Annotated in this window: 21 protein-coding genes; 7 read left to right on the top strand and 14 right to left on the bottom strand. The window is 67.6% G+C overall.

The annotated features are described in order from the left end of the window. Positions 1-6: 6 nt before the first annotated feature. Positions 7-1,071, top strand: a complete 1,065-nt coding sequence (locus tag AAC691_RS04890) for a WD40 repeat domain-containing protein (protein WP_408906058.1) — start codon at positions 7-9, stop codon at positions 1,069-1,071. A 30-nt stretch (positions 1,072-1,101) separates the two neighbouring features. On the opposite strand, the gene AAC691_RS04885 is transcribed toward AAC691_RS04890, so the two are convergent. The 3 genes from AAC691_RS04885 to AAC691_RS04875 all read right to left on the bottom strand — a co-directional run bounded on the left by AAC691_RS04885 (position 1,102) and on the right by AAC691_RS04875 (position 4,546). Next, positions 1,102-2,490, bottom strand: coding sequence for a chloride channel protein (locus AAC691_RS04885; RefSeq protein WP_408906057.1), 1,389 nt, complete (start codon positions 2,488-2,490; stop codon positions 1,102-1,104). A 157-nt stretch (positions 2,491-2,647) separates the two neighbouring features. Further along, a complete protein-coding gene (locus AAC691_RS04880; protein ID WP_323991409.1) occupies positions 2,648-3,541 on the bottom strand; it encodes a cation diffusion facilitator family transporter in 894 nt (297 codons plus the stop codon). 3 nt (positions 3,542-3,544) lie between these two features. Further along, positions 3,545-4,546: a cation diffusion facilitator family transporter gene (locus AAC691_RS04875; protein ID WP_342629141.1), complete on the bottom strand. Its 1,002-nt coding sequence runs from the start codon at positions 4,544-4,546 to the stop codon at positions 3,545-3,547. 150 nt (positions 4,547-4,696) lie between these two features. On the opposite strand from AAC691_RS04875, the gene AAC691_RS04870 reads away from it, so the two are divergent. Beyond that, a complete protein-coding gene (locus AAC691_RS04870) occupies positions 4,697-6,379 on the top strand; it encodes an NAD(P)/FAD-dependent oxidoreductase (RefSeq protein WP_342629140.1) in 1,683 nt (560 codons plus the stop codon). A 52-nt stretch (positions 6,380-6,431) separates the two neighbouring features. Here AAC691_RS04870 and AAC691_RS04865 read toward each other — a convergent pair whose 3' ends face one another. The 6 genes from AAC691_RS04865 to AAC691_RS04840 form a co-directional block, all read right to left on the bottom strand. Further along, on the bottom strand, positions 6,432-8,048 hold the full coding sequence (locus tag AAC691_RS04865) for a hypothetical protein (RefSeq protein WP_342629139.1): 1,617 nt from the start codon (positions 8,046-8,048) through the stop codon (positions 6,432-6,434). After that, positions 8,032-8,649 carry a hypothetical protein gene (locus tag AAC691_RS04860; RefSeq protein ID WP_342629138.1) on the bottom strand — a complete coding sequence of 206 codons (618 nt, stop codon included), beginning with the start codon at positions 8,647-8,649 and terminating at the stop codon, positions 8,032-8,034. The genes AAC691_RS04865 and AAC691_RS04860 overlap by 17 nt, the downstream gene beginning before the upstream one ends. Next, on the bottom strand, positions 8,646-10,031 hold the full coding sequence (locus tag AAC691_RS04855; RefSeq protein WP_342629137.1) for an ATP-binding protein: 1,386 nt from the start codon (positions 10,029-10,031) through the stop codon (positions 8,646-8,648). Before AAC691_RS04855 ends, AAC691_RS04860 begins: the two co-directional genes overlap by 4 nt. Further along, the gene (locus tag AAC691_RS04850; protein WP_342629136.1) at positions 10,031-12,508 is read right to left on the bottom strand and encodes an Hsp70 family protein; all 2,478 of its coding nucleotides are present in this window, start codon (positions 12,506-12,508) and stop codon (positions 10,031-10,033) included. Before AAC691_RS04850 ends, AAC691_RS04855 begins: the two co-directional genes overlap by 1 nt. A 4-nt stretch (positions 12,509-12,512) precedes the next feature. Beyond that, the gene (locus AAC691_RS04845) at positions 12,513-12,872 is read right to left on the bottom strand and encodes a hypothetical protein (RefSeq protein WP_342629135.1); all 360 of its coding nucleotides are present in this window, start codon (positions 12,870-12,872) and stop codon (positions 12,513-12,515) included. 354 nt (positions 12,873-13,226) lie between these two features. Next, complete coding sequence (locus tag AAC691_RS04840; RefSeq protein ID WP_342629134.1) at positions 13,227-15,500, bottom strand: primosomal protein N'; 2,274 nt, start codon at positions 15,498-15,500, stop codon at positions 13,227-13,229. Positions 15,501-15,605: 105 nt separating this feature from the next. Between AAC691_RS04840 and AAC691_RS04835 the strand changes: the two genes are divergently transcribed. Genes AAC691_RS04835 through AAC691_RS04825 form a run of 3 tightly spaced genes read left to right on the top strand, consistent with a single transcriptional unit; the run spans position 15,606 to position 18,598 of the window. Beyond that, complete coding sequence (locus tag AAC691_RS04835) at positions 15,606-16,604, top strand: tyrosine recombinase XerC (RefSeq protein WP_342630150.1); 999 nt, start codon at positions 15,606-15,608, stop codon at positions 16,602-16,604. A 45-nt stretch (positions 16,605-16,649) separates the two neighbouring features. Continuing rightward, positions 16,650-17,606: a prolyl aminopeptidase gene (gene pip / locus AAC691_RS04830; RefSeq protein ID WP_342629133.1), complete on the top strand. Its 957-nt coding sequence runs from the start codon at positions 16,650-16,652 to the stop codon at positions 17,604-17,606. Next, on the top strand, positions 17,603-18,598 hold the full coding sequence (locus tag AAC691_RS04825; RefSeq protein ID WP_342629132.1) for a pepsin/retropepsin-like aspartic protease family protein: 996 nt from the start codon (positions 17,603-17,605) through the stop codon (positions 18,596-18,598). Before pip ends, AAC691_RS04825 begins: the two co-directional genes overlap by 4 nt. A gap of 138 nt (positions 18,599-18,736) precedes the next feature. Here AAC691_RS04825 and AAC691_RS04820 read toward each other — a convergent pair whose 3' ends face one another. From AAC691_RS04820 to glnK, 5 genes are all read right to left on the bottom strand, one after another. After that, a complete protein-coding gene (locus tag AAC691_RS04820) occupies positions 18,737-19,150 on the bottom strand; it encodes a hypothetical protein (protein ID WP_342629131.1) in 414 nt (137 codons plus the stop codon). Further along, a complete protein-coding gene (locus tag AAC691_RS04815) occupies positions 19,147-19,401 on the bottom strand; it encodes a type II toxin-antitoxin system Phd/YefM family antitoxin (protein ID WP_342629130.1) in 255 nt (84 codons plus the stop codon). Before AAC691_RS04815 ends, AAC691_RS04820 begins: the two co-directional genes overlap by 4 nt. A gap of 274 nt (positions 19,402-19,675) precedes the next feature. After that, positions 19,676-20,239: a hypothetical protein gene (locus AAC691_RS04810; protein WP_342629129.1), complete on the bottom strand. Its 564-nt coding sequence runs from the start codon at positions 20,237-20,239 to the stop codon at positions 19,676-19,678. A gap of 189 nt (positions 20,240-20,428) precedes the next feature. Then, positions 20,429-21,829 carry an ammonium transporter gene (locus AAC691_RS04805; RefSeq protein WP_408906095.1) on the bottom strand — a complete coding sequence of 467 codons (1,401 nt, stop codon included), beginning with the start codon at positions 21,827-21,829 and terminating at the stop codon, positions 20,429-20,431. A gap of 26 nt (positions 21,830-21,855) precedes the next feature. Beyond that, complete coding sequence (gene glnK / locus AAC691_RS04800) at positions 21,856-22,194, bottom strand: P-II family nitrogen regulator (RefSeq protein WP_012226274.1); 339 nt, start codon at positions 22,192-22,194, stop codon at positions 21,856-21,858. A gap of 317 nt (positions 22,195-22,511) precedes the next feature. On the opposite strand from glnK, the gene AAC691_RS04795 reads away from it, so the two are divergent. Together AAC691_RS04795 and cysE are read left to right on the top strand one after the other, a co-directional pair. Further along, positions 22,512-23,771 (top strand): UbiH/UbiF/VisC/COQ6 family ubiquinone biosynthesis hydroxylase, encoded by a 1,260-nt coding sequence (locus tag AAC691_RS04795; RefSeq protein WP_342629128.1) that lies wholly within the window; start codon positions 22,512-22,514, stop codon positions 23,769-23,771. 103 nt (positions 23,772-23,874) lie between these two features. After that, entirely contained in the window at positions 23,875-24,738 is an 864-nt protein-coding gene (gene cysE / locus AAC691_RS04790; protein ID WP_342629127.1) for a serine O-acetyltransferase, read from the top strand. Positions 24,739-24,776 lie beyond the last annotated feature (38 nt).

The raw sequence follows: 24,776 nt of genomic DNA, 5'->3' as shown, positions 1-24,776 counted from the left end.
GATACGATGAGCGGCAAGGTGGCCGATCGGGGCGTGCCGGCGGGGCTGCTGGAGACGCGCGGGGCGGTGCGCGGCGTGGACGGGCATGTGACGGCCTGCGCGGCGTCGCGTGACAGCCGGCGTTTCGCGTTCGCGACCGGCGAGGGCGACGTCGTCCTGGCCGCGCGGGAGGATTTCGGCGATGCCGCGGCCTGGCAGGTGCGGACGGTGCATGACGGCGCGATCCTGTCCCTGGCGCCCGATGCAGCACCGGGCGGGTTCCTGACCGGCGGGGACGATTGCGCGTTGCGCCGGGTCGGCGCGGACGGGGCGGTCACGGACCTGGCGCGCGGCCGGCGCTGGATCGAGCATGTGGCAAGCTGGTCGGACGGCAAATCGGGGGTGATCGCCTTTGCCGCGGGCAAGCAGGTGGAACTGCGCGACGCGGCGGGTACGCGGACGCTGAAGGTGCTGGAGCATCCTTCGACCGTCAGCGGCATCGTCTTCGACGCCAAGGGCAAGCGGATCGCGGCGTCGCACTACAACGGCGCGTCGCTGTGGTTCGTGCATGCCAAGGTCGACACGCCCCGGCGGCTGGACTGGAAGGGAAGCCATACCGGAATCGCCATCCACCCGGGCGGCGAGGCGCTGGTGACGGCCATGCAGGAAAACGACCTGCATGGCTGGCGCCTGTCGGACGGGCACAATATGCGCATGAGCGGCTATCCGGCGAAGGTGCAGTCCATGGCGTTCTCGCGCACTGGCAAGTGGCTGGTGACCGGGGGGGCCGACAGCGTGGTGATGTGGCCGTTCTTCGGGGGTGGCCCGATGGGCAAGCCGCCCTCGGAACTGGCGGGGCTGCCGGGGGTGATCTGCCGGCGGGTCGCATGCCATCCGGTGCATGAGATCGTGGCGGCCGGGTTCGCCGACGGCACGATCCTGCTGGAGGATGCGGCGGCGCAGCGCGTGCTGCCGGTGCGTGGCGGCGGGGGCGGTGCGGTCTCGGCCCTGGCCTTCAGCCCCGACGGCAGCGCGCTGGGGTTCGGCACCGAAGACGGGCAGATCGGGATCGTGGACCTGGCGTCGAAGTGAAGGGCGGGCCCGTGAGGGAGCCTGTCCCCCTTACGGGCCGGTGACGGCGGGGACGCGCGGCGGCGTCGTGGCCTCGGCGATCGGTTCGGCGGTGCTTTCCACCACCACGAGGAATTTCTCGGCCAGGGCGCTGTAGAGCGAGTGGCCGCAGACCATGCGCGAGACCGCGTAGGCCAGGAACGACGTCGCCAGCAGGGCGAGGGTGACCTGCTGGTTGTCGCACATCTCCATCACGATGACGGTCGCGGTCAGGGGAGCCTGCACGACGGCGGAGAAATAGGCCACCGTGCCCAGCAGCACGACCGCGCCCGGCGTGGTGTGGGGCAGGTATTGCGCCACCCAGCCGCCGATCCCCGCCCCGATGGCCAGCGACGGCGCGAACAGTCCGCCGGGGATGCCCGAGCAGTAGGACACGATGGTGGCGATGAATTTCAGGATGAAGAACGAGGCCGGGTAGTGGGTCTGGCCGGCGATGATCTCGCGCGCCTGGGCGTAGCCGGTGCCGTAGGTGATGCCGCCCGATGCCAGGCCCATGATCGCCAGGATCAGGCCGCAGAGTGCCGCGAAGGCCACGGGCTGGCGGGTGACGAAGCGGCCCAGCAGGCCGGGCAGGCCGGAGGCGCTGCGGATCAGGATGGCGGAGAAGGCGCCGCCGCTGAGGCCGCCCAGGATGCCGCAGGCGAGCACGGCGATCCAACTGATGCCGATCGGCACCACGACGTCGGTATGGCCGAAATAGGTGTAGTTGCCGATGAGCGCGATGGCGGTGACGCCGGACAGGATGACGCCGGTGAGCATCGTGCCGCTGGTGCGCTGTTCGAAGGAGTGACTGAGTTCCTCGATCGCGAAGACGATCCCGCCCAGCGGCGTGTTGAAGGCGGCCGAGACGCCCGAGGCGCCGCCGGCCAGGATCAGCCCGCGCCGCATCCCCACCGCCGACAGGTTCAGCCAGCGTCCGAACGCGTGCATGATCGCGGCGCCGACCTGCACGGTCGGGCCCTCGCGCCCGATCGAGGCGCCGGCCAGCAGGCCCAGCGTGGTCAGCAGAATCTTGCCGAAGGCGATGCGCAGCGACAGCAGCCGGTCGACGACGGCGAAATCATCGAGATGCAGGGTCGCGATGGTCTGGGGGATGCCCGAGCCCTGCGCGCCGCGGAACCAGGTGCGGGTCAGCCAACTGGACAGCGCGAGGCCGGCCGGGGTGATCGCCAGCATGATCCACGGGTCCCAGGCGATCATGCGGGTCCGCAGGGCGGCGGCCTGATCCGCCGCGGCGGCGAAACCCACCGCCACCAGGCCGACCAGGATCGCGGCCGCCCAATAGACGATCTTGCGCCGCCACTGGGCCGTGGTGACCCGCGCGGAGCGGCGCAGATGGCGCATGTGGCGGATGCGCAGCTCGGTCAGGTCGGTCTTCATCGCTCTTGCCTGGGGCGGTAGGACCCGGCCCGGGGCGGGACGGGGAAACGATTTGGCAACATGTGCCCCCTTTACGCGGATTGCCCCGCCGATTCCACTGGAACGAGCGGGGCATGCCCGCTTCCTGCCGGATGCTGGGTTGTGCCGGGCACGTGGGTTACGGAATGGTTATGCCGCAACGCTTGGCCTTGCGGTCCGGTTCGACGTGAATGTGGATCAGCGCCTGGCCGATCCGGGCGCGCAGCGCGGCCTCGATCCGGTCGCAGATCTCATGCGCGGCGTTGACGCTCATGGTGCCGGGGACGACCAGGTGGAATTCGACGAAGGCCATCGCGCCGACGATCCTGGCGCGCAAATCGTGTGCTTCGATCGCGCCGTGGCCGCTGGCGGCGATGACGTTGCGGATCACCGTCAGCGTGTCCGGGTCGGGGGCTTCGTCCATCAGGCCGGCGATCGAGCGGCGCATCATGATCCATCCGACGCGCAGCACGTTCAGCGCGATCAGCGCGGCCAGCGCCGGGTCCAGCCATGTCAGGCCGGTGAGCGGGATCAGGGTGAAGCCGCAGACCAGTCCGACCGTGGTCCAGACGTCGGACATCACGTGCTGGCCGGCGGCGACGAGGGTGGGCGAGCGCCGGGCCCGGCCCGAGCGGAGCAGGACCAGCGCCCAGGCCAGGTTCAGCAGGCCCGCCGAGCCGTTCAGCGCGATGCCGGCAAGGGGGGCGCGGGGCAGGGCGGGGTGCAGCCAGTCGATCCAGGCCTCGCGCCCGATGGCCAGCGCCGTCAGCAGCACCAGCACGCCCTCGGCTACCGCCGAGAGATATTCGGCCTTGTAATGGCCGTAGGTGTGGTTTTCGTCCGGCGGGCGGCTGGCGATGCGCAGGGCCCACAGGCCGGCGACGGCCGCGACGACGTTGATGATCGTCTCCAGCGCGTCGGAATAGAGCGCGATCGAGCCGGTGGCCCGCCAGGCGGCGTATTTCAGCCCCAGGGCGGCGATGCTGACGCCCAGGCTGGTCCAGGCCAGGGCGTTCTTGCTGATATGCGGCATGGATCAGATCGTCGCCGGGTCGGCCAGGACGCAGCGGGCGGCGTCGGACTGGGTTTCGATCTGGAAGGTCGTATGGCCGATGCGAAAGCGCAGGCGCAGCGTCTCGGCCGCGTCGCTGAGCAGCGTGTCGTCGGCGGGCGGAGCATGGGTGAGGCAGGTCGTGCGCACCAGATGGACGGTGAGCGCCGTGTCCGTGGTGCTGATCGGCCAGATATGCAGGTCGTGCAGGTCGGTCACGCCGGGCAGGGCGCGCAGATAGGCCTCGACCCCCGCGCGGTCGATGGCGCGCGGCACGCGGTCCAGCGCCATGTCCAGCGAATCGCGCAGCAGGGACCAGGTGCCGGCGACGATGGTGGCCGACACCACCAGGCTGATGACCGGATCGACCCGGAGCCAGCCGGTATAGAGAATGATCGCCCCGGCGATCACCACGGCCAGCGACATCAGCGCGTCGGCGGCCATGTGCAGGAATGCGCCGCGGATATTCAGGTCGTCGCCGCCGCGCAGGAACAGCAGGGCGGTGATGCCGTTGACCAGGATTCCGGCGCCGGCCACCGCCATGATGGTGCCGCCCGGCACCGCCGCGGGCGTGACCAGGCGCAGGATCGATTCCCACGCGATGCCGCCGGTCACCAGCAGCAGCGCCGCCGCGTTGCCCAGCGCCGCCAGGATCGAGGAGCGGCGGAGGCCGTAGGTATAGTCGGCGCTGGGGGCCTGGCGCGACAGGCGCTGCGCCAGCCATGCGGCGGCCAGGGCCAGCACGTCGGACAAATTATGCCCCGCATCGGCCAGCAGGGCCAGGGCGTGGGACGCGACGCCCCAGCCGGCCTCGGCCGCGACATAGGCCAGGTTCAGCGCGATGCCGATGGCGAAGGCCGTGCCGAACGAGGCGGGAGCGTGGGCATGTCCGTGGTGATGGCCGTGATGCCCATGGTGATGCCCGTGGTCATGGTCGTGGCTGGGGCCATGGTGATGCGGGTGCGCGTGGTCGTGCGGCTCGGCCATGGAAATCCTGAATCATCGGACCCGATTCCAGGTCCGACTCCGAGGGCGGGTTTGGCGGTCTCTGTATCAGACGCGCCGAGCGCGGGGCGAGTCCCGTGTTGCGTCGCCGTGCTTTCATCGGGGGCGGCGTGCGTGATAGGACCCCGTTTCATGATCCGACTGACCGAAATCAGGCTTCCGCTCGACCACCCGCCCGAGGCGCTGGAGGCGGAAATCGTCCGGCGGCTGGGCGTCGTGCCGGGCGACCTGCTGGAACATGCGGTGTTCCGCCGCGGCTATGACGCGCGGCGGCGGGGAGCGGTCGTCCTGGTCTATACCGTGGATTGCGCGGTGCGCGACGAGGCGGCGGTCCTGGCGCGGCTGGCCGGCGCGCGGCATGTCGCGCCGGCGCCGGACATGACCTATCGCTTCGTGCTGGATGACGGGGCGCGGCTGGCGGCGGGTGCCGGTTATCGCCGCCCGGTGGTGATCGGCGCGGGGCCGTGCGGGCTGCTGGCCGGGCTGGTGCTGGCGCAGATGGGGCTGCGGCCGCTGATCCTGGAGCGCGGCAAGATCGTGCGCGAGCGTACGGTCGACACGTTCGCGCTGTGGCGCAGGTCGGTGCTGACGCCCGAGAGCAATGTCCAGTTCGGCGAAGGCGGGGCGGGCACGTTTTCGGACGGCAAGCTGTACAGCCAGGTCAGCGATCCGCGCCATTACGGTCGCAAGGTGCTGGCGGAATTCGTCCGGGCCGGCGCGCCGGAGGAGATTCTGTACCTGTCCAAGCCGCATATCGGCACGTTCCGCCTGGTGTCGATGGTCGAGCATATCCGGGCCGAGATCGAGGCGCTGGGCGGTGAATACCGCTTCGGCACGCGGGTCGAGGAGGTGCTGGTGGAGGCCGGGCCGGACGGGCGGCGGGTCGTGGGCGTGCGGCTGGCGGATGGCGGCGTGGTGGAGACCGGCCATGTCGTGCTGGCGATCGGCCACAGCGCGCGCGATACGTTCGCGATGCTGCATGCCGGCGGCGTGGCGATGGAGGCCAAGCCGTTTTCGATCGGCGTGCGCATCGAGCATCCGCAATCGGTGATCGACGCCGCGCGGTTCGGCGCCCAGGCGGGGCACACGCTGCTGGGGGCGGCGGATTACCGGCTGGTGCATCACGCGTCGAACGGGCGGGCGGTCTATTCCTTCTGCATGTGTCCGGGCGGCACGGTGGTCGCCGCGACGTCCGAGGAAGGGCGCGTGGTCACCAACGGCATGAGCCAGTATTCCCGCGCCGAGCGCAATGCCAATGCCGGGATCGTGGTCGGAGTGACCCCGCAGGCCGACTATCCGGACGGACCGCTGGCCGGCATTGCCTTCCAGCGTCATTGGGAACGGCAGGCCTATCTGGCCGGAGGCGGCGATTATCGCGCGCCGGCCCAGCGCGTGGGCGATTTCCTGGCCGGCCGGCCGTCGACCCGCTTGGGCGCGGTAGAGCCGTCCTATCGCCCGGGCGTGACGCCGACCGACCTGGCGCTGTGCCTGCCCGCGTTCGCCGTCGATGCGATGCGCGAGGCGCTGGCGGCGTTCGGCCGGGAACTGGACGGGTTCGCCATGGAGGACGCGGTGATGACCGGCGTGGAGACGCGGACATCCTCGCCGTTGCGCATTCCGCGCGGGCCGGACGGGCAGAGCGTGAATACCGCCGGACTGTTTCCGGCCGGCGAGGGGGCGGGCTATGCCGGCGGCATCCTGTCGGCCGGGATCGACGGGATCCGCATCGCCGAGGCGGTGGCGCTGAGCCTGGCCGGGCGGGAGGTGGACGGGTTGATCCGCCAGACCATGACGCGGAGCGCGTCCGCGCAGTAGCGGAAAGGGTGAGCAGGACAGAGGCTTGCCTGCGAATTTCGGAATCGGGACACTAGGCGAACGCTGTGCTCAGTTGCGTCCGGCCGTTCTGGAAGGCCGTGCGCACGAGAATCTCGAGGAAATGGACGTTGGCCACGTTGCGGAAGGATAGTCTCACCGAGGCCTTCGACCTGGGCGGTCCTTCGATGATGAAGAAGCCATCAGCGTTGCGGACGGTTACCTCGCCCCAGCCGAATTCAGTCCGTTTTTTGCCAAATATCTTCGTGCATGGCAGGGTAACGCTGTTGTCCCGGATCGCGGCTCCGCCGAAGTGGAACTCACGGCCGTTCTGCAAGCCGAGGGTCATCGCGGAGAGCATCGGCTCGGCGAGAACGCGCAGAAGGCGCTCGATGAAGGCTTCGTAGATGATGCCCTTTCGGAATTTAACGATCGCGGTGCGGTTTTCGTCGCTCCAGGCAATGAGATAGTCGGTGCCTGCAGGAATGCCGTTCACCGATTTCTTGATTGCTCCCCATCTGGCGCTGCGGATCTGTTTGACGTCATAATGTTGTCCCTTCCATTCCAGCCTGCGTGAATTGATGGAAAGGCGCGATTTCCTGAAAATACCAATGTCGGCAGCGTAGGCGATTTCCGCCTCGCGCTCTGTTGCCTCTCTTGCGAGACGGTCAAGAGCATCCTGATCCTCACCGATTCTGCCTGCCAGTTCAGGTAGGGACGAAAAGCGCTTTGAGAGGAGTACGGATAGCCGGCGTGCCTCGTCAGTGAGGCAGTGCTGGTTGTATAGGTCGATCGATAGATCACGAATCAGGTAGCCGAGGCGTTCGCTATCCGGATCGATGCGTCCCAGATGGGTCATGGTGAGCTGGATCGGCTTCGTTACCTTCTCCCAGGTCGTGAGCAATTCGGCGAGGGCGTCGATGAGCGGGGACAAAGCGCGTGGGTGGCTGCCAGCGATAATCTGCGCCTTCTCGATGAGCCGGATCGCGCCCGCCATCTCATTCTGAAGGAACGGCTGGGCACGAAGGCCGTAATCTTCGACGAGGCTGTGCATGAACTGAGGAAAGCTGCCCCCCTGCGCCATTCTTTCCGAAGCCAAATAAAGTCCTTCGATCATGAGATGAGTGGGCATTCGCGCAAGGACCGACACGACGTCGCTCCGCCAGATCTGGCGTCGGTCGCGGAGCATCTCTTCAGCGGTATCTGCCGAGGTGAACGGCGGGAAGCCCGCGATCTCGCGATCCTCGTTCACGTCGCGGAGGGTCGTTTCCAGCGAGACCGAGTCGATTGCGGCGGATATGGTGGTCAGGAATGCCACAAGTTGGTCGAGCGACGCTGGCGGGCGCCGTACGGCGCATGTGGTTAGCGCATTCGCCAGAGCGAGACCACCGATCGACAGGGCCTCTATGTCTTCGAGGTTACGTGCGCCCAGGGCGCGTTTCGCGGTCGTGGGGGCGATTCCCGGAAACCAGCCGAGCTCTGCTTCGAACCGGCGCCGTGGCGCGGTAAGAATGGCACGGGCTTCGTTGCAAGAGTCCAGATCGACGATGAGGGAACGATCTTCGACCGCATCATATATGCGTTCGCGGGTATCACGTGTGGTGACGTCGAGCACGGCAAAGGGGTTCATGTCGAGCACGACCTGCCTTGTCATGTCAGAGGACACGATCACGGCCTTCCTTAACCAGCGCCGACCGTTGCTCTTCGATTTGCGGCCCGGTGATCTCCTTGTCGTTCACGAAGAAAGAGCGATGTGCGCAGCGGCTTTGGAAGTCCCTGACCAACGCATTGTAACTGTCGACGTTCCTGTTGTAACGCGCCACGTCCGTCGAGCGCATATCATTGAGTTCCGATTGTTCTCCCCCGAGACGGATACCCTCGGCGAGACAGTAGCGCAGTTCGCCGATCGAGAGAGTGGAACTGCTGTAGATGGCCGGTCTTGTTATGTCCGACGTCGAAGCCGCAGGTGGCGGGGTGTGGGTGTCGGGGGTGTTGGTGCCCGAACTGTGCAAGCCTCCGGAGAGGCCGATCCTGATGGCAACCATGATGCCTATGCCGATTACCCAACCTCCTGCCTTCCTGATGCCACCAGAAAAGGCGTCACGATCGTGATGAACCGGTTCGATCGGATCAGGCGCAAGAGCGGGGCCGGAATAACGGATCGGTCCGTCGGCGGTCACCACACGGTCGGCTTCGGCGATTGCGGCATCCACGTCCGTCCGATAGGTGCTGAGGCCGGTAAAGCCGACAGCCGTCTTGCAGAAATCGTTCATCTGAAACCAATCTTTCGCTGGTCGTCAGGGCTGCGGGAGGGACTTCGGGCCAGGGCGGCATCGAAGTCGTCGGCGCCGATCTTGTCCTTACGCTTACGCGCCGCCAGGCGACCGGCCTCGCGAATGATATGGGCGACATCGGAAAGCGGGCGCCTGGCAAGCGTTCGTGACAGAGGCGCGAAATCATCGAGACCGTGTGGTATGTCTCTAAGAAGCGAGGCCAGCATCTCCTCAATCTCTTCCGGCGTCGCGTGATCGACCCGGATCACGTGGTCGAAACGGCCGCGGCGAAGGATGGCGGGATCGATCAAATCGATTTTGTTGGTCATGCCGATAACCAGTACGCGCGCGGCGCTGGCCCCGGGGATGCGCCGCAGGAATTCGGCGACTTCCTCGATGCGGTGATGGCCGTTGCCCACATCGCGGTCCGTGAGGAAGGCGTCCATTTCGTCGATCACGATCACGGCCGGTGCCGCCTTCGTCGCTTCGGCGAATATGTCGGCGATCTTTCGCGAGGTCTCGTGAATGTAGGGACTGGCGATGCTTGTGGCATCGATAGAGAAATTTTTCCAGCCGAGATGGTCGACGAGCTTCTCGACGGCATAAGTCTTGCCGCAGCCCGTCGGGCCTTCGAGAATGATACCGCCGGGGAAGCCGATCCCCAGCGCCGCATAGCGGGCCTCGTTTGCGATGACGTCGATGACGTAATCGTTGAAGAATGCTTCGAGTTGATTCCTGCCTGGTAGACGAAATGTGCCGAAGGGGGGAGGTGAACTTTCGGATTTGCGCGCGGGCGAGATCTCGCATCTGGCGGATCGGCCGAGCGCCTGCCTGATCTTGACTCCGGCGACGGCAGTGATCTCTTCCAGGTCGTCCACGTCGAGGCGCGTGACAATTCGGTCAAGGGCGACGATGTCCTCGGCGGACACCTCGATGCCGCCGCTGAGATAGCGGCCAAGGACGAGCGCCTTGTCCAGTCGCGGCGCGCCATCGACGTCGACGGATAGCATGCATGCATAATCGCGGCAGAATACGGCACCCGAATATCCCTCGGGCATCGCCGCGAGTGCCCGTGCGAACGGTAGCGCGTCCTCTTTCGACATCGGGCGGGCGAGGCGGGAAATCTCATCCATCTCGCCATAGACGGCGAGATAGCGGTAATCGGTGCCGCCGAAGGAGAGGGTCGGGAGCGCGGCGACGTCGAGGCCAACGCCGGCGTGGATGAGTGCTGAATGGAAGTCGGGCGTCATGATAAGGACCCGCCCTTCCGGCGTGAGGGCGTGAAGCCAGTAGGCATTGTGCTGCGCGGTCAATGTCCGCCCGACCCGACGAACGTCCCCGCCGGACAAGGCCAGCCCGCGAGGGAAGGGCGACGCGGCCATCAGGCCCCCACGATGTTCGTCATCGCGAAGATCTCCTCCTCGCCGGTCCGGGCAAAGCGGAGTTGGTCAAGCGTGGTGAGGATATCGCGGAGCTTGGGTAGATCGGGCTTTGCGAGGGCACTTCGACCTTGGATGACGAGCGACGCATAGCGGTCCTGGTCGACGAATTGCTCCGGGCTTTGCGAGATCCAGTGGAAGCGGTCAACGATGAAATCGTCAGACCTCCAGAGTATGGAGAGATTACGCGAGCGGAGCTCGGCCAGATGGGTCTCGAAGTCGCTGCCGTTGGTGTCGATCGAGTTTTGTGCGGTCCTGGCGAGTGCATCAAACGACTGCGTTTCCTCCGGTCGCGCGAACTTCATTGACCAGCTACGGAAAATATCGACGATGCTGTTCAGATCGACTTGGCGGAGAGGCTTCAAGCAATCCTTGCGGACGAGCGAGATGGCCTTGCGGATCGCACGGATCTCATCGAGGGCGTGCTTCGTCTCTTCCGGATCGGCGCGATCCACGTCGATGGCGTCGATGCGGATCAGCCGGGCGCGGATGATGGCAATACGGGGATCGTCGATATGCTTGGCGATTTCGTCGAGACGCGAAAGGGTGGAGCGTGCCTCGGCGGCAACACGTGCCGACGCCTGTGTGTAGTCGATCTGCGCGTCCTGGCGCGAATAATAATTGTGGTCGGTCGCGAATGAACTTCCGATGGACGGAACGGATACGTCGAGCTTGATGTTTCCGCTGTCCGTTACTTCATATTCGAGGAGCATTTCGGTGCCGGTGGCGATCATGCCCGCTTCGAAGTCCGAACCGTTCACGCGGAATGTACCGATGAACAGATTGTCCTGGATGTTGCTCTGAATGTTGCCTTCCCATAGCTTGAAGTTGAGGGAGCCTGGGCTTGCCGCGCGGAGCGTCTCGCCTGCGATGACCTTGATCTTTCCCTTCTTCGGCAGCGGATCACCAGCTTTGACCAGAGGTATCAGAATCTCGGGGCCATTGCGGCTTCGGAGTGCGGCGAGGCCGATTGTATGGGATGCGGGAATAGCATCGATCGACGCGGCGGTACGGACGATGACGATCCTGTCCTCGGAGATCGAGACCGGGCCGCCAGCGGGATCGAAGACAAAAACGCGAAAGCTGTTCTCTCCGGGCTTTACCAGGGGAAGCTCCATCGAAGCGCCCTCCTGCAACGCCTTTCGGCCCGATGACCAACCGGTATCAAGACTGTCGACCTGGAACGCGCCAGACAGGTCGCCCACATTTCTGACGACGAACCGCGCCTGTATGTCGGGTGTGCGCGTGGTGTAGGCGAACGCGACGCCCGCCGAGGAGAGCGAACTGCGCGAGGCTTTGCGTCCGCGGCTTTTTGTCGACCAATCAATTGATTCCGCGAAGATAGCGGCACCTTCCGCGACGGCAGTCATGGGGTTGACGTCGGTGGAGGCCGCGATGCCGAGTTCAAAGGCGACCTTGTCGCGCAGCGGCTTGTAATGGGTCGGGCCGCCGACGAATACGATGCGGTCCACATCGTGGGGGCTGATGCCTGCCAGTTCAAGGGTCTCGCGGGCGGACGCGATCGCCTTGGCGACAGTGGGCGCGATCAAGTTGTCGAACGTCGTTCGGTCAATAGGGATGTCGACATAGATTTCCTCGTCGCCCTCATCGCGGATACCGATCTCGGTCTCCGATAGGGCGATCACCGTGTCTTCGGTGCGTGAAAGTTCGATCTTCGCCTTCTCGGCCGCCCATGTCGCCATGCGGACTAGAGTCCGATACTTGGCGTTGGTTGTGAAATCGTCTCCGATGTCGAAATGCTCCACCAGCCAAGGCTTTACGACTTCGTCCATGAGCGCACGGTCGATGTCGCGGCCGCCGCACATCTCGACGCCGCCATGGGCAAGAAGGCTCACGCGACCCTTCATACTCTGGGCGATGGCAATATCGAGTGTGCCGCCGCCGAGGTCGAATACCAGGAACGTGCCGTCGCGGCTGCGTTGGCGCATCACACTCATGACAGCGGCGACCGGTTCCTGCATCAGGGCCACGCGACCGATTCCAGCCGACTCCGCGGCGGCCAGCGTCGCGTCCTTTTGCATCTGGTTGAACGCGGCAGGAACGGTGATCACCGTGCCGCTCTGGCCGCCGTTGCGCATGGCTTCGGGTAGATAGCCGAAGATTGTCCGCAGGATGTCGGCTGAGCACTCCTCCGGAGTCATTGTCTTGCCGACGCCTTTCATGGCGATTGGCGTGCTGGTGCCCATGAAGCGCTTGAATAGGGTCGCCGCATTGTCGGGATTGCGTGCGGCGTTGTTGTAAGCGCGGCTGCCGACGAATTTGTTGCCGCGACGATCGAGGAAGATGGCTGATGGAGTAACGTCGTGCTGCTCCGGACTTTTATATAGGATCACATTCTCGCCATCGAAGCTGGCAATGGCACTGTTGGTTGTGCCAAGATCGATACCGACATATTCCACTGTCTTACTTCCTAAGCATCATCGTACCGGTCCGACGGACCCCATTGGGACCCATCACGATCGGTTCCATCATTTGATCGACGTAAAGGACGTCATCGGCGTCGAAGTCCGCGGCATTCAGTGCCGTTGCCGCCATCCCGACGTCGTATGGTTGACCATCGAGATCAACGAGTCGGAGTCCGAGCAGAGAGAGGGTGTCCGCCAATTTACGCTGGAAGTAGCTGATCTGGCTGGATTGTCGTCCAGCAGCCTTTTCGTTTCGAAAGTCTAGCGATCTCTGAAACGTACGCGACAGGCGCCAACTCTCGACCGCAACGTCAATCAGCAGTTCCTCGGCGTGCACTGCCGTGCCATCAGACCGCATTGCTCCCCCCGTTGGAGATGACCCGGTGGTGGACAAGAAATTTTCTCAAGTGAGCAGAACTGAAACCGTTTCATTTTGTATATATTTCGGGAACCTGTCTACAGGCTGTCTGCGAGACGCGCGAGGTGGCGTCGATCGTCGGGCCGTCGGTGGCAACCGCCGCGCTATCGTGCCGTCGTCAGCCAGTCGGGATATGGCGCAGGCAGCAGAAGATACGGCTGCGACGGGTCAATCGGGATGAAGCTGCCGATCCTTGCAAGCCTGTCCTTGCAAGCCTGCCCCGGGGTAATGCTTGGCCCCGGGTATTTCCTTGGCCCTGGGTATTCCTTGGATGGTACGCCAATCGCCAGGATGTCAAAGGAACGAGATCGGGTCGATATCGACGTCGATCCGGGCGCCGCGGTCGGGGGGGACGCGGGCGAGCCATTGGCGGACCAGGGGCTGGACGGCGATGTCGCGCCTTGTGCGCAGCAGCAGGCGCCGGCGGTGGCGGCCGCGCAGGATGGCCAGGGGGGCGGGGGCGGGGCCGAGGACCTGGACCCCGTCGCCGTGCGGCGCGGCCTCGCCGAGGGCGCGGGCGGTGGCGTCGGCGGCTTCGGGCGTGTCGGCGCTGACGATCAGGGCGGCCAGGCGCCCGAAGGGGGGCCAGAAGCCGGGGCGGCGCTGTTCGGCTTCCTGCCGCATGAAATTCTCGAAATCGCCCAGCACCAGGGCCTGCATAACCGGGTGTTCGGGGGTGTAGCTTTGCAGCATGACCGTGCCCGGGGCCTCGGCGCGGCCGGCGCGGCCGGCGACCTGGTGCAGGAGCTGCACCGTGCGTTCCGCCGCCCGCAGGTCGCCGCCGCCCAGGCCGAGATCGGCATCGACCACGCCCACCAGGGTGAGATGCGGGAAATGCCAGCCCTTGGCGACGATCTGCGTGCCGATCACCAGGTCGATCTCGCGCCGGGCGATGCGGGCCACGGCGTCGGCGGTCGCGGCCGGGCCGGGCAGGGTGTCGCTGGCCATGACCAGGATGCGGGCATCGGGGAAGGTGGCGCGCGCTTCCTCGGTGATGCGTTCGACGCCGGGGCCGATCGGGGTGAGGCTGGATTCGGCCTTGCATGAAGGGCAGGCCGGGGGCGTGGGGTCCTGATAGCCGCAATGATGGCAGGTGACGATCCGCCGCGCGCGATGTTCGACCAGCCAGGCGGTGCAGTTGGGGCATTGCAGCCGGTGGCCGCAGGTGCGGCACAGGGTCAGCGGCGCGTAGCCCCGCCGGTTGAGGAACAGCATGGCCTGTTCGCCGCGGCCCATCGTTTCATCGAGGGCGGCGGCGAGCACCGGCGAGAGGAACAGGCCGCGTTCGGGCGGGTGGGCGCGCATGTCGATGGTGCGCACGTCGGGCATGCCGGCCCCGCCATGGCGCGCGCGCAGGACCAGGTGGCGGTAGCGGCCGGCCCCGACATTGGCCAGGGTTTCCAGGCTGGGGGTGGCGGAGACCAGGATGGCCGGGGCGTCGTCCATGCGTGCCCGCACCACCGCCATGTCGCGGGCATGGTAGGTGACGCCGTCTTCCTGCTTGAAGGCGCTTTCATGTTCCTCGTCCACGATGACCAGGCCCAGCTCGGCGAAGGGCAGGAACAGGGCCGAGCGGGCGCCGACCACGACGCGGGCGGTGCCGTCGGCCACCGCCCGCCAGGTGACGCGGCGCAGGCGCGGCCCCAGGTCGGAATGCCATAGCGCGGGTTCGGCCCCGAAGCGCCGGGCGAAGCGGCCGGTCCATTGCGCGGACAGGGCGATTTCCGGCAGCAGGACCAGGGCCTGGCGGCCTTTTGCCAGGCAGGCGGCGATCGCCTCCATGTAGATCTCGGTTTTGCCCGAGCCCGTCACGCCTTCGAGCAGGGTGACGGAGAACCCGCCCGCCGCCGCCAGGTCGCGCAGGGCCTGGGCGGGCTGGGCCTGGTGATCGCCCAGGGTGGGGGGGCAGTGGCCGGGATCGGGCGCGGCGAAGGCGGGAGCGGGCGCCAGGGTGACGGGGCGCAGCGCGCCGGCATCGGCCAGGCCGCGCACCACGCCGGCGCCGACGCCGGCGCGGCGCGCCAGTTCGGCGCCGCCCAGCGGCCCGTCGCGCGACGCGACGTCCAGCACGCGCCGGCGGGCCGGGGTGTCGCGCAGCCCGGCCGGGGGCGGATCGGCCGGGGCCCAGCCCTGGGCCCGACCTTGGGCGGGGGCGGCCTGGGCGGACTGGCTGGTGCGCAGCGCCATGGCGAGCACCAGTCCGGGCGGCGAGAGCGTATAGGCCGCGACCCAGTCGACGAAGCGGCGCAGGGCGGCGGGCAGGGCGGGCAGGCCGGCGCGGGCGATGACCGGCTTGAGCCGTCCGTCGGCGACGGGCCGGCCGGGCGGCGGGGCGAATTCGGGAGGAAGGGTGCCGTCGCGGTCCCAGACGACCCCGGTTTCCGTGCGGCGGCCCAGGGGGACGCTGACCACCTCGCCCGGCCGCACATCGTCCAGCCGGCCGTCATCGGGCAGGGCGTAGTCGAACGGTCCGGGGAAAGGCAGCGGCAGCAGCACGGAGACGCGCCGGCGGGCGGCGGCCCCGGGCTTCCGCCCCGGGGCGGGTTTGTCTAGTGTCGTGCTGGCCATGAGGTTTTCTATCCGCCCTGCCGCGTTCTGTCTTGTCCGGTTTGGGCGCCGATGCCGAGTGCCGGCGATGGGGGGCGCATGACCGGGGAACGGATGGGGGAGCGCATGGAGGGGGCGGCGCTGCGCGATGCCTTCCTGTCCTGGCTGCGGGACGAGCGGCGGGCATCAGTGCGGACGATCGACGCCTATCGCGGCGACCTGGACCGGTTTCTGGATTTCATCGGCCCGCATGTCGGCGACGCGGTCGACCTGGCGGTGCTGGACCGACTCGCGCTGGCGGATCTGCGTGCCTGGCTGGCGCATGAGCATGCCCTTGCATCGGCCCGGTTGACCCGGTCTGCCCGGTCTGCGAAGTCCGGAGGGCGGCGCGGCACGCCGGAGCGCGCGGCGCGGACCCGGGCGCGGCGGGTTTCGGCCGTGCGGTCCTTCTTTCGCTATCTGGCGCGGCGGCATGGCCTGACCAATCCGGCGCCGGGGTTGCTGGCGGCCCCCCGCACCCGCGCGCCGCTGCCGCGTCCGCTGGGCGAGGCGCAGGCGCTGGAGGTGGCGCCGGGGGTGGCGGACCTGGCCGCAACACCGATGGCGCAGTCGCGCGACGCGGCGCTGTTCGTGCTGTTGTACGGGTGCGGGCTGCGGATTTCCGAGGCGCTGGACCTGGATATACGCGACCTGGACCGGGCCCGGGTTGCAGGCGACACGCTGCTGGTGCGCGGCAAGGGCGGGCGCGAGCGGCTGGTGCCGGTGCTGCCGCCCGTCATGCGGGCGCTGGCGGACTGGCGGGCGCGGCATCCGGCGCCGCTGGACGATGCGCCGCTGTTCGTGGGCGTGCGCGGCGGGCGGCTGCAGCCCGCGGTGGCGCAGCGGGCGATGCGGGCCTGGCGGGAGGTGGCGGGACTGCCGGAGCATGCCACGCCGCACGCGCTGCGCCATTCCTTTGCCACGCACCTGATGAAGGGCGGGGCGGATTTGCGGGTGATCCAGGACCTGCTGGGCCATGCCAGCCTGTCGACCACCCAGCGTTATACCCTGGCCGACGAGGCGCAGTTGATGGAGGTGTGGACGCGCACCCATCCGCGCGCCGGCGGGGCGGCATCGGATTCGTGACCCCGGATTCGCGTCCCTCGGATCCGTGACAGAGGAGCCAAGTTCGTGACATCTGCCCGCACGCTCTATCCGCCGATCGAACCCTATGCCCATGGCCATCTGGATACCGGCGACGGGCACCAGGTCTATTGGGAATTATGCGGCAATCCGGACGGCGTGCCGGTGGTGTTCCTGCATGGCGGGCCGGGGGGCGGGTGCGCGCCGGACCATCGGCGCCTGTTCGATCCGGCGCGCTATCGCATCCTGCTGTTCGACCAGCGCGGGTGCGGGCGGTCGCTGCCGCATGCCGAGCTGGAGAACAACACGACCTGGCACCTGGTCGCGGACATCGAGCGGCTGCGCGTGCTGAGCGGGGCGGAACGCTGGCTGGTGTTCGGGGGGTCGTGGGGATCGACCCTGGCGCTGGCCTATGCCGAGAGCCATCCGGAGCGGGTGACGGGGCTGATCCTGCGCGGGATCTTTACCCTGCGGCGCGCCGAATTACGGTGGTACTACCAGGAGGGGGCGTCCTGGCTGTTTCCGGACAAATGGGAGCGTTTCCTGGCGCCGATCCCGCCGGCGGAGCGGGATGACCTGATCGCCGCCTATCGCCGCCGCCTGACGGATCCGGACCCGGCGGTGCGCGTCCGCGCCGCCATCGCCTGGAGCGTGTGGGAGGGTGAGACGATCACCCTGCGGCCGCTGGCGGCGCTGTCGGCCCAGCATGGCGACACGGACTATGCGCTGGCCTTCGCGCGGATCGAAAACCATTACTTCGTCCATCACGGATGGCTGGAGGAGGGGCAATTGATCCGCGATGTCGGGCGCATCCGCCATATTCCCGCGCTGATCATCCAGGGGCGCTATGACGTCGCCACCCCCATGCGCACCGCCTGGGACCTGCATCTTGCCTGGCCCGAGGCGGCGTTTCGCCTGATCGACGATGCCGGCCATGCGGTGTCGGAGCCGGGGATACGGGACGCGCTGCTGGAGGCGACCGATCGCTTCGCCACGATCGTGTGATCCGGCGGCATGTGATCTGGCAGCATGAGATCCGGCAGGTGCGGGAACGCGTGCGCGGTTTGCGGAGCCGGGTGGTGCTGGCGATCGGGCTGTCGGCGGGAATCCCGGCGGGCCCAGCGGCGTGGGCCGCGCCGGCGCCGTCCTGCGCGCCGGTGCTGCTGGCGCGCCTGACGCTGCGCGACGATGGCGGCTATCTGTCGGTGCCGGCGCTGGTGGCGGGCCGGCCGTTCAGCCTGCTGGTCGATACCGGGGCCGAGGGCGGGCTGATCGACGGGGCGGTCGCCGCTGCCCTGGCGCTGCCGGTCGATATGCAGCGGCGTACGATCCTGCAGGGGACGGGCGGGGGTGGGGCGGTGGTGCCCGATATCGTCATTCCCGACCTGCGGCTGGGCACGGCGCGGACCGGGCTGCTGGCGCTGGGGGCGCTGTCGGTGCCGGTGGGCGCCCTGCCGGGTCAGCCGATGATCGTCCCGCCGGTCGCAGGATTGCTGGGAAGCGACGTGCTGGCGCGCTTCGACGTCGAATTCGACGGGCCGGGCGGCCGGCTGTCGCTGTGGCGGCCGCCTGCGGGCGGGTGCGCGCCGGCGCCGGCCTGGCGCGGCGCCTATACGGAGCTGCCGGCGGCCCGCCTGGGGCAGCGGCTGACGGTGACGGTCGTCCTGGACGGGGTGCGGCTGACGGCGCTGATCGATAGCGGAGCGCGGTCGCGCATCCTGTCGCAGGCGGCGGCGGCGCGGCTGGGGGTGACGGCGGACCGGCTGGCGGTCGATCCCGGGGGCGAGGCCAGCGGCGTGGACGGGCGGCCCGTCCTGTATCACTGGCATCGTTTCGGCAGCCTGCGCGTGGGCGGGGGAGTGGAGCGCGCGCCGGTGCTGACGGTGCTGCCCCTGCATGAGCCGGTGGACATGCTGCTGGGCGCGGACTGGTTCGCCCGGCACGCGGTCTGGCTGTCCTATGGCGCCGGCCGGGTGTTCGTCCGGCCGGCGCCTTGAGCATCGGAGGCGGGGAAGCTTGGATGTTCAGTCCCGGGATTTGATGGGCAATCTTTTCGCGAGAGCGGAAAGAAGCGCTATGGGATCAACCCGGAGACAGTCGCCAAATGGAAATGGGGCGCGCGTGAATTTTGTCCATCAGGGATAGCGAGACACGCGCCTGGCCTGCGGCAAAAGAGACCTGAACCGGGTCAGCACAGGCCGAATAAAGGCCTCGCTGAACTGTCCGGTGACCGTGTCCCCGCGTAGATAATATGACGCCTGCAACGGATCGAGATTGTATTCGTCCAGGATGAGCCATTGGCGCAATGTCCGATCAAGCCCGGCCCGCCGCTTCTCCGTGTCCGGGATCTCGACCGCCACTCGCGCGGCGGCGGGCTCGCGCGTGGTCAGAGGCAGGAGCAGGACATACTCCTGTCCTTCCCGCGCGAGGAACACCACGGCAACGGCGGTCGGACGCTCCTTGCGCCCTTCCGTTTCACCGCGGGCGTCCTGCCAATGCCAGAGATAGGGGTATCTGAGGACGGTCCCGGGTCGCAGACCGACGCTCACGGCGTTGATTCGGTCGACGCCAGATACGCATCGATAGCCGTCGCGATATCGTGCGCCAGGGGCCCCGGCATGTCCGCAGTGGCGCCCGCAATCCGATCCTCCGGACTGCGCACCAGGGCCTCGTATTGCTCCACGCTCAACACAACCAGGCGCGGCTTGCCACGCTGGCTGATCGATACCGGCCCTTGAAGAGCGCTGGCAATGATGTCCCCGGATTTGCGGGACAGGTCGCTCGTTGAGAATGTCCGCATTTTGTTCCTCCCTGAAGGTGGAACAAAATACATGATTTACAGCATTGTTGGCAATCATTCCCAGATCGGGTCGTAGAGCCATATCCGTTCACACTGGTTCACGGATATGGGGTTCACGGATATGGCTCTAATTTATTGTTTTATCGAGCATCTTTGTCCGACCGGATGAGTCCATCCGGTCGGATGATGCCCCAGTGTCCCGAGGACACTGGGATCAATATTTTAGTGGCCTGCTGATCCGAGAAATTCTCATAAGAATTTCTCGGGCAGGACACTAGCCTTTGAGGTGGGCGTTGCAGACGCTGTAATAGCCGCCGCCCTTCTGGATCCATTTCAGGCCGCCATTGCCGTTGGTGGCCTTGTTGGCGTTGTATTGGTCCAGGCAGGTATGCATCCGCGCCTTGCCGGGGCTTTCGCTGGTATATTTCGGCGAGACCGCGTTGGGCAGCACCGCGTTGCCGGGAACCGCGGCCGTGGTGGGGGCGGATTTGGCCGGCATCGGGGCGGCGGCCGGGGCGGTCGGCGGCGGGGATGCCGCGCCCGGAGCCGTGGGCGCGGCCTGGGCCGCCGGGGACGGCGCCGCGGGCATGTTGGCGGCGGGCGTGGCGGTGGCGGGGGCGGCGGCCGTGCCTTGGGCCGCCCCGGGCGCCGCGCATTGCGTGGCCTTGAAGTCCTTGTAGGTCTGGCCCTTGATGGTGCCGGCTTTCCGCTCGGCGTTGAATTTCTTGTAGCACGCCTGCGCGGCGCTGACGGCGTGGGCGTGCGGCGCCTCCAGCGCGAGGGCGGGAACGGTCAGAAGCAGGCCGAGCGCGAGCCGGCCGCGAATCGCATGAACCATGAGGAAGGCAACCCTTTCCGTTTGCGGAACGGCACGCGCCGGCGGCCGTGCCGGACGTGGCGTTCGGTCTGGACGATTCTTCATAACAGTTTGACATGAATACGGAAAGAAAAAGGCCGATCCGGGGGGAAGCCCCAGATCGGCCAGTCGATCGGCCTGCCGGCCAGCATGCCCGCGCGGGGCGCTGCGTCAGTTGATGCGTTCGCCGTGCTGGGTCATGTCCAGCCCCTCGACCTCGTCCTCGCGGCTGACGCGCAGGCCGATGGCCAGGTCGACGATCTTGAGCAGGATGAAGGTCACGACGGCGCACCAGACGATCGTCACGCCGACCGCCTTGGCCTGGATGACGAACTGCGCGAACGAGCCGCTGATGCCGGCGGGATTGGCGTCGGTGGCCGAGAGCGGGCCGTAGGCGAACACGCCCGTCAGCAGCGCGCCCAGGATGCCGCCCACCCCGTGCACGCCGAACGCGTCCAGGCTGTCGTCATAGCCCAGCAGGTGCTTGAGCGAGGTGGCGGACCAGAAGCAGACCACGCCGGTGGCGAGCCCGATGGCCAGCGCGCCGCCCGGCAGCACGAAGCCGGCGGCCGGGGTGATGGCGACGAGGCCGCCCACCGCGCCGGAGATGATGCCCAGCACCGTCGGCTTGCCGGTGCGGATCCATTCCGCGATCATCCAGCCCACGCCTGCCGCCGCGGCGGCGATCTGGGTGGTGGCCATGGCCATGCCGGCGCGGCCGTTCGACCCGACGGCCGAACCGGCGTTGAAGCCGAACCAGCCCACCCACAGCAGCGACGCGCCGATGACGGCGTAGGTCAGGTTGAACGGCGCCAGGTCGTCGGTGCCGTAGCCGTGGCGCTTGCCCAGCACCAGGGCGGCCACCAGCCCGGCGATGCCGGCATTGATGTGCACGACCGTGCCGCCGGCGAAATCGATGGCGCCGAAGCCCGCGACCCAGCCGATCGGGCTCCAGACCCAATGGGCGATCGGGGCATAGACCAGCAGCGACCACAGGACGGTGAAGACGCACAGGGCGCTGAATTTCATGCGGTCGGCGAAGGCGCCGGTGATCAGGGCCGGGGTGATGATCGCGAACGTCATCTGGAACATCATGTAGACGCTCTCGGGGATCGTCATCACCGTGGGGTTGGACGAGCCCTGGCCGAGCGTGAAGCCGATATCGGCACCCTTGGCGATATGCGCGCCGATGCCGTTGAGCATGACGCGCGACAGGTCGCCGATATAGGGCGTGCCGGTCGAGAAGGCGAGGCTGTAGCCCGCGACCATCCAGACGATGGTGATGATGCAGCAGATCGCGAAGGACTGCATCAGCGTGGCCAGCACGTTCTTCTTGCGGACCATGCCGCCATAGAACAGCGCCAGGCCCGGGATCGTCATCATCAGCACCAGGGCGGTGCTGGTCAGCATCCACGCCGTGTCGCCGCTATTGATCGGCGGAGGGGCGTCGGCCGCCAGGGCGGGCGCGGCCGTCGCCAGCAGGGCGGCCGCCGCCAGGAGGGGGGACGCCACCGCGGCAAGGGACAGGCGGGGGCGCATCGGGGGCTGCGTGGTCTGTCGCGGGGTCTGCATCGAGGTCTGCATCGGGGCGGCAAAGGTCACAGCGCGTCCTCTCCCGTTTCCCGGGTGCGGATGCGGATGACGCTGTCCAGGCTGGAGACGAAGATCTTGCCGTCGCCGATCTTGCCGGTATGCGCCGATTGCAGAATCACGTCGACCACCTGGTCCACGATGTCGTCGGACACCGCGACCTCGATCTTCACCTTGGGCAGGAAGCTGACATGATATTCCGCCCCGCGATAGATTTCGGTCTGGCCCTTCTGGCGGCCGAACCCCTTCACTTCCGACACGGTCAGCCCCTGGATGCCCAGGGGAGTCAGGGACTCGCGCACGTCGTCGAGTTTGAAGGGCTTGATGATGGCTGTGACAAGCTTCATCGCGCCACGTCTCCTTGTTGCATGATGAGAAATCGTTTCCTGATCCGGATGATGATCCAATTCCACAGAACGGCAATACAAAAACCTTGCCGCATCGTCCAAGGTTGGCGCCGCGTGCCCTCCGATCGGACGTGATGCCCACCAATGGGACAGAAGTGCCTGATTTTGTGCCTGTTTTGTAGGCGAAAGCTCTGCTGCCGGTCGGGGTGGCGGCCGAATCGCCGGGCGGCGCCCGGCCTGCCGGGGCGGGGTTCGGCCCTGGCTGTCCCGTCCGCCGGCTTGCCCGGCGGACGGGATTGCGCCACAGGATGACGGCGATGACCGATGGCACCATCCCCCCTTTCGTGACCCCCCCTTTCGTGTCCGGGCCCGCCGGCGATGCATTGGACGATGTCGATGTCTGCATCGTGGGGGCGGGGCCGGTCGGGGCTACGCTGGCCTGCCGCCTGGCGGTGGCGGGGATCCGCGTCGCGATCATCGATCATGCCGCCCTGCCGCCGATGGAGGACCCGGCCTTCGACGGCCGGGCCTATGCCATCGCCGCTGGGTCGCGCCTGCTGCTGGAGGCGGCCGGGGTCTGGGCGCATCTGCCGCTGCCGGCCTGCGCGATCGAGGAGATTCGCGTGTCGGACGGCCGGCCCGGCGAGGCGCCGTCGCCGCTGCATCTGGAATTCGGGCGGCAGGATGCCGCGCAGCCGTTCGGCTGGATGATCGAGGCGCGCGCGTTGCGTGTCGCGCTGAACCGGTCGCTGCATGACGCAGCGGCGATCCGCGTGATGGCGCCGGACGAGGCCAGCGTGATCCGCACGGCCGAGGGCGCGGTGGTGCGGACCCGGTCGGGGTGCGTGTTCGGCGCGCGGCTGGTGGTCGCGGCCGAGGGGCGGCGCAGCGCGCTGCGCGACCAGGCCCGCATCGCCGTCACGCGCCTGCCCTATCACCAGCGGGGCATCGTCTGCGCGGTGACGCACGAGCGGCCGCACCACAACCGGGCGCTGGAACATTTCCTGCCGGCCGGGCCGTTCGCGCAGTTGCCGATGGCGCCCACGGCCGGGCATGCGAACCTGTCGGCCATCGTCTGGTCCGAGGACGAGGGGGTGGCGCAGCGCATGGCGGCGTTGCCCGACGCGGCCTTTGCCCATGAGATCCAGCGTCGGATGGGGGATTGGCTGGGCCGGGTTACGCCGGTCGGGCGGCGCTGGACCTATCCGCTGTCGGCCCAGTACGCCCAGCGTTATTTCGATACCCGCCTGGCGCTGGTCGGGGATTCGGCGCACGGCATCCATCCGATCGCCGGGCAGGGGCTGAACCTGGGATTCCGCGACGTGACCGCCCTGTCCGACCTGCTGATCGCGGCGCATGAGCGGGGCGAGGACCTGGGGGGCCCGCAGGTGCTGCGTCGTTATCAGGCGCGCTGCCGGCCGGCCAACATGCTGATGCTGGCGGCGACCGACATGCTGGAGCGGCTGTTCGGCAATGACAATCCGCTGCTGCGCGGCGCGCGGGATGTGGGGCTGGCGGCGGTGCACCGCATGCCCGCGCTGCGCCGGGCCTTCGTCCGCCATGCGATGGGGCTGTAGGGGCCGGCGTTTTTCGTTTGGGATCTTTTCCGGGCAGGTGCCCTCTGGTCCGGGGCGGGACGCTGTCCCATATGCTGCCTTTCTCTGCTGCGTCAGGTCTGTCATGCCCGATAGTTCGCCGATTTCGCTTGCCGATGCCCGCAAGAGCCGTTCCGCATCCGAGCCCACCCTGACGCAGATCGACCTGCGCCGGCTGTGGGACGACATCACGCAAGGATGCGAGGGCTGCGGCGATCCGCTGGTGCGGGGATTGCTGGCGACGGGCATTCGCAACCATGCCGGCTTCGCCAACGGGCTGGCCGCGCTGATCGGCCGCAAGCTGGGCGACCGGTCGGTGGCGGATGACGCGCTGGCCGAACTGGTCACGGAAGTGTTCGACGCCGATCCCGAGATCGTGGCCGCCGCCGCCGCCGACCTGGTGGCGATCCGCGAGCGCGATCCGGCGACGGCGAATTACGCGACGCCGTTCCTGTTCTTCAAGGGCTATCACGCGGTGCAGAGCCACCGCGTGGCGCATTGGCTGTGGCATAACGACCGGCGCTATCTGGCGCTGCATCTGCAGAGCCGGGCGTCGGAACTGTTCGCGGTCGATATCCATCCGGCGGCGCGGCTGGGGCGGCGCATCCTGTTCGACCATGGCACCGGGATCGTGATCGGCGAGACCTCGGTGCTGGAGGACGACGTGTCGTTGCTGCAGGGCGTCACCCTGGGCGGCACGGGCAAGAATGTCGGCGACCGGCATCCCAAGGTGCGGCGCGGCGTGCTGATCGGTGCCGGGGCGAAGGTGCTGGGCAATATCGAGCTGGGCGAGGGCGCCAAGGTGGGCGCCGGGTCGATCGTGCTGGAATCGGTGCCGCCCTATACGACCGTGGTCGGCAATCCGGCGCGCCCGGTGGGCACGCGCCATTCCTCGCTGCCGGCCTTTACCATGGACCAGATGCTGCCGCCGATCGACTACATGATCTGAGGGGATGGGCGGATGCGGGGTCTGAGAGAGGATCCTGA

It is taken from the genome of Nguyenibacter vanlangensis, from assembly GCF_038719015.1.
GTDB lineage: Bacteria > Pseudomonadota > Alphaproteobacteria > Acetobacterales > Acetobacteraceae > Gluconacetobacter > Gluconacetobacter vanlangensis.
This window is presented reverse-complemented; position numbering and strand designations above follow the sequence as displayed.

Bases quoted from the DNA above. Each gene is read 5' to 3' on its own strand.
- AAC691_RS04890 (WP_408906058.1), top strand. From the start codon at position 7: ATGAGCGGCAAGGTGGCCGATCGGGGCGTGCCGGCGGGGCTGCTGGAG.
- AAC691_RS04885 (WP_408906057.1), bottom strand. From the start codon at position 2,490: ATGAAGACCGACCTGACCGAGCTGCGCATCCGCCACATGCGCCATCTG.
- AAC691_RS04880 (WP_323991409.1), bottom strand. From the start codon at position 3,541: ATGCCGCATATCAGCAAGAACGCCCTGGCCTGGACCAGCCTGGGCGTC.
- AAC691_RS04875 (WP_342629141.1), bottom strand. From the start codon at position 4,546: ATGGCCGAGCCGCACGACCACGCGCACCCGCATCACCATGGCCCCAGC.
- AAC691_RS04870 (WP_342629140.1), top strand. From the start codon at position 4,697: ATGATCCGACTGACCGAAATCAGGCTTCCGCTCGACCACCCGCCCGAG.
- AAC691_RS04860 (WP_342629138.1), bottom strand. From the start codon at position 8,649: ATGAACGATTTCTGCAAGACGGCTGTCGGCTTTACCGGCCTCAGCACC.
- AAC691_RS04855 (WP_342629137.1), bottom strand. From the start codon at position 10,031: ATGGCCGCGTCGCCCTTCCCTCGCGGGCTGGCCTTGTCCGGCGGGGAC.
- AAC691_RS04845 (WP_342629135.1), bottom strand. From the start codon at position 12,872: ATGCGGTCTGATGGCACGGCAGTGCACGCCGAGGAACTGCTGATTGAC.
- AAC691_RS04840 (WP_342629134.1), bottom strand. From the start codon at position 15,500: ATGGCCAGCACGACACTAGACAAACCCGCCCCGGGGCGGAAGCCCGGG.
- AAC691_RS04835 (WP_342630150.1), top strand. From the start codon at position 15,606: ATGGAGGGGGCGGCGCTGCGCGATGCCTTCCTGTCCTGGCTGCGGGAC.
- AAC691_RS04815 (WP_342629130.1), bottom strand. From the start codon at position 19,401: ATGCGGACATTCTCAACGAGCGACCTGTCCCGCAAATCCGGGGACATC.
- AAC691_RS04810 (WP_342629129.1), bottom strand. From the start codon at position 20,239: ATGGTTCATGCGATTCGCGGCCGGCTCGCGCTCGGCCTGCTTCTGACC.
- AAC691_RS04805 (WP_408906095.1), bottom strand. From the start codon at position 21,829: ATGCAGACCCCGCGACAGACCACGCAGCCCCCGATGCGCCCCCGCCTG.
- glnK (WP_012226274.1), bottom strand. From the start codon at position 22,194: ATGAAGCTTGTCACAGCCATCATCAAGCCCTTCAAACTCGACGACGTG.
- AAC691_RS04795 (WP_342629128.1), top strand. From the start codon at position 22,512: ATGACCGATGGCACCATCCCCCCTTTCGTGACCCCCCCTTTCGTGTCC.
- cysE (WP_342629127.1), top strand. From the start codon at position 23,875: ATGCCCGATAGTTCGCCGATTTCGCTTGCCGATGCCCGCAAGAGCCGT.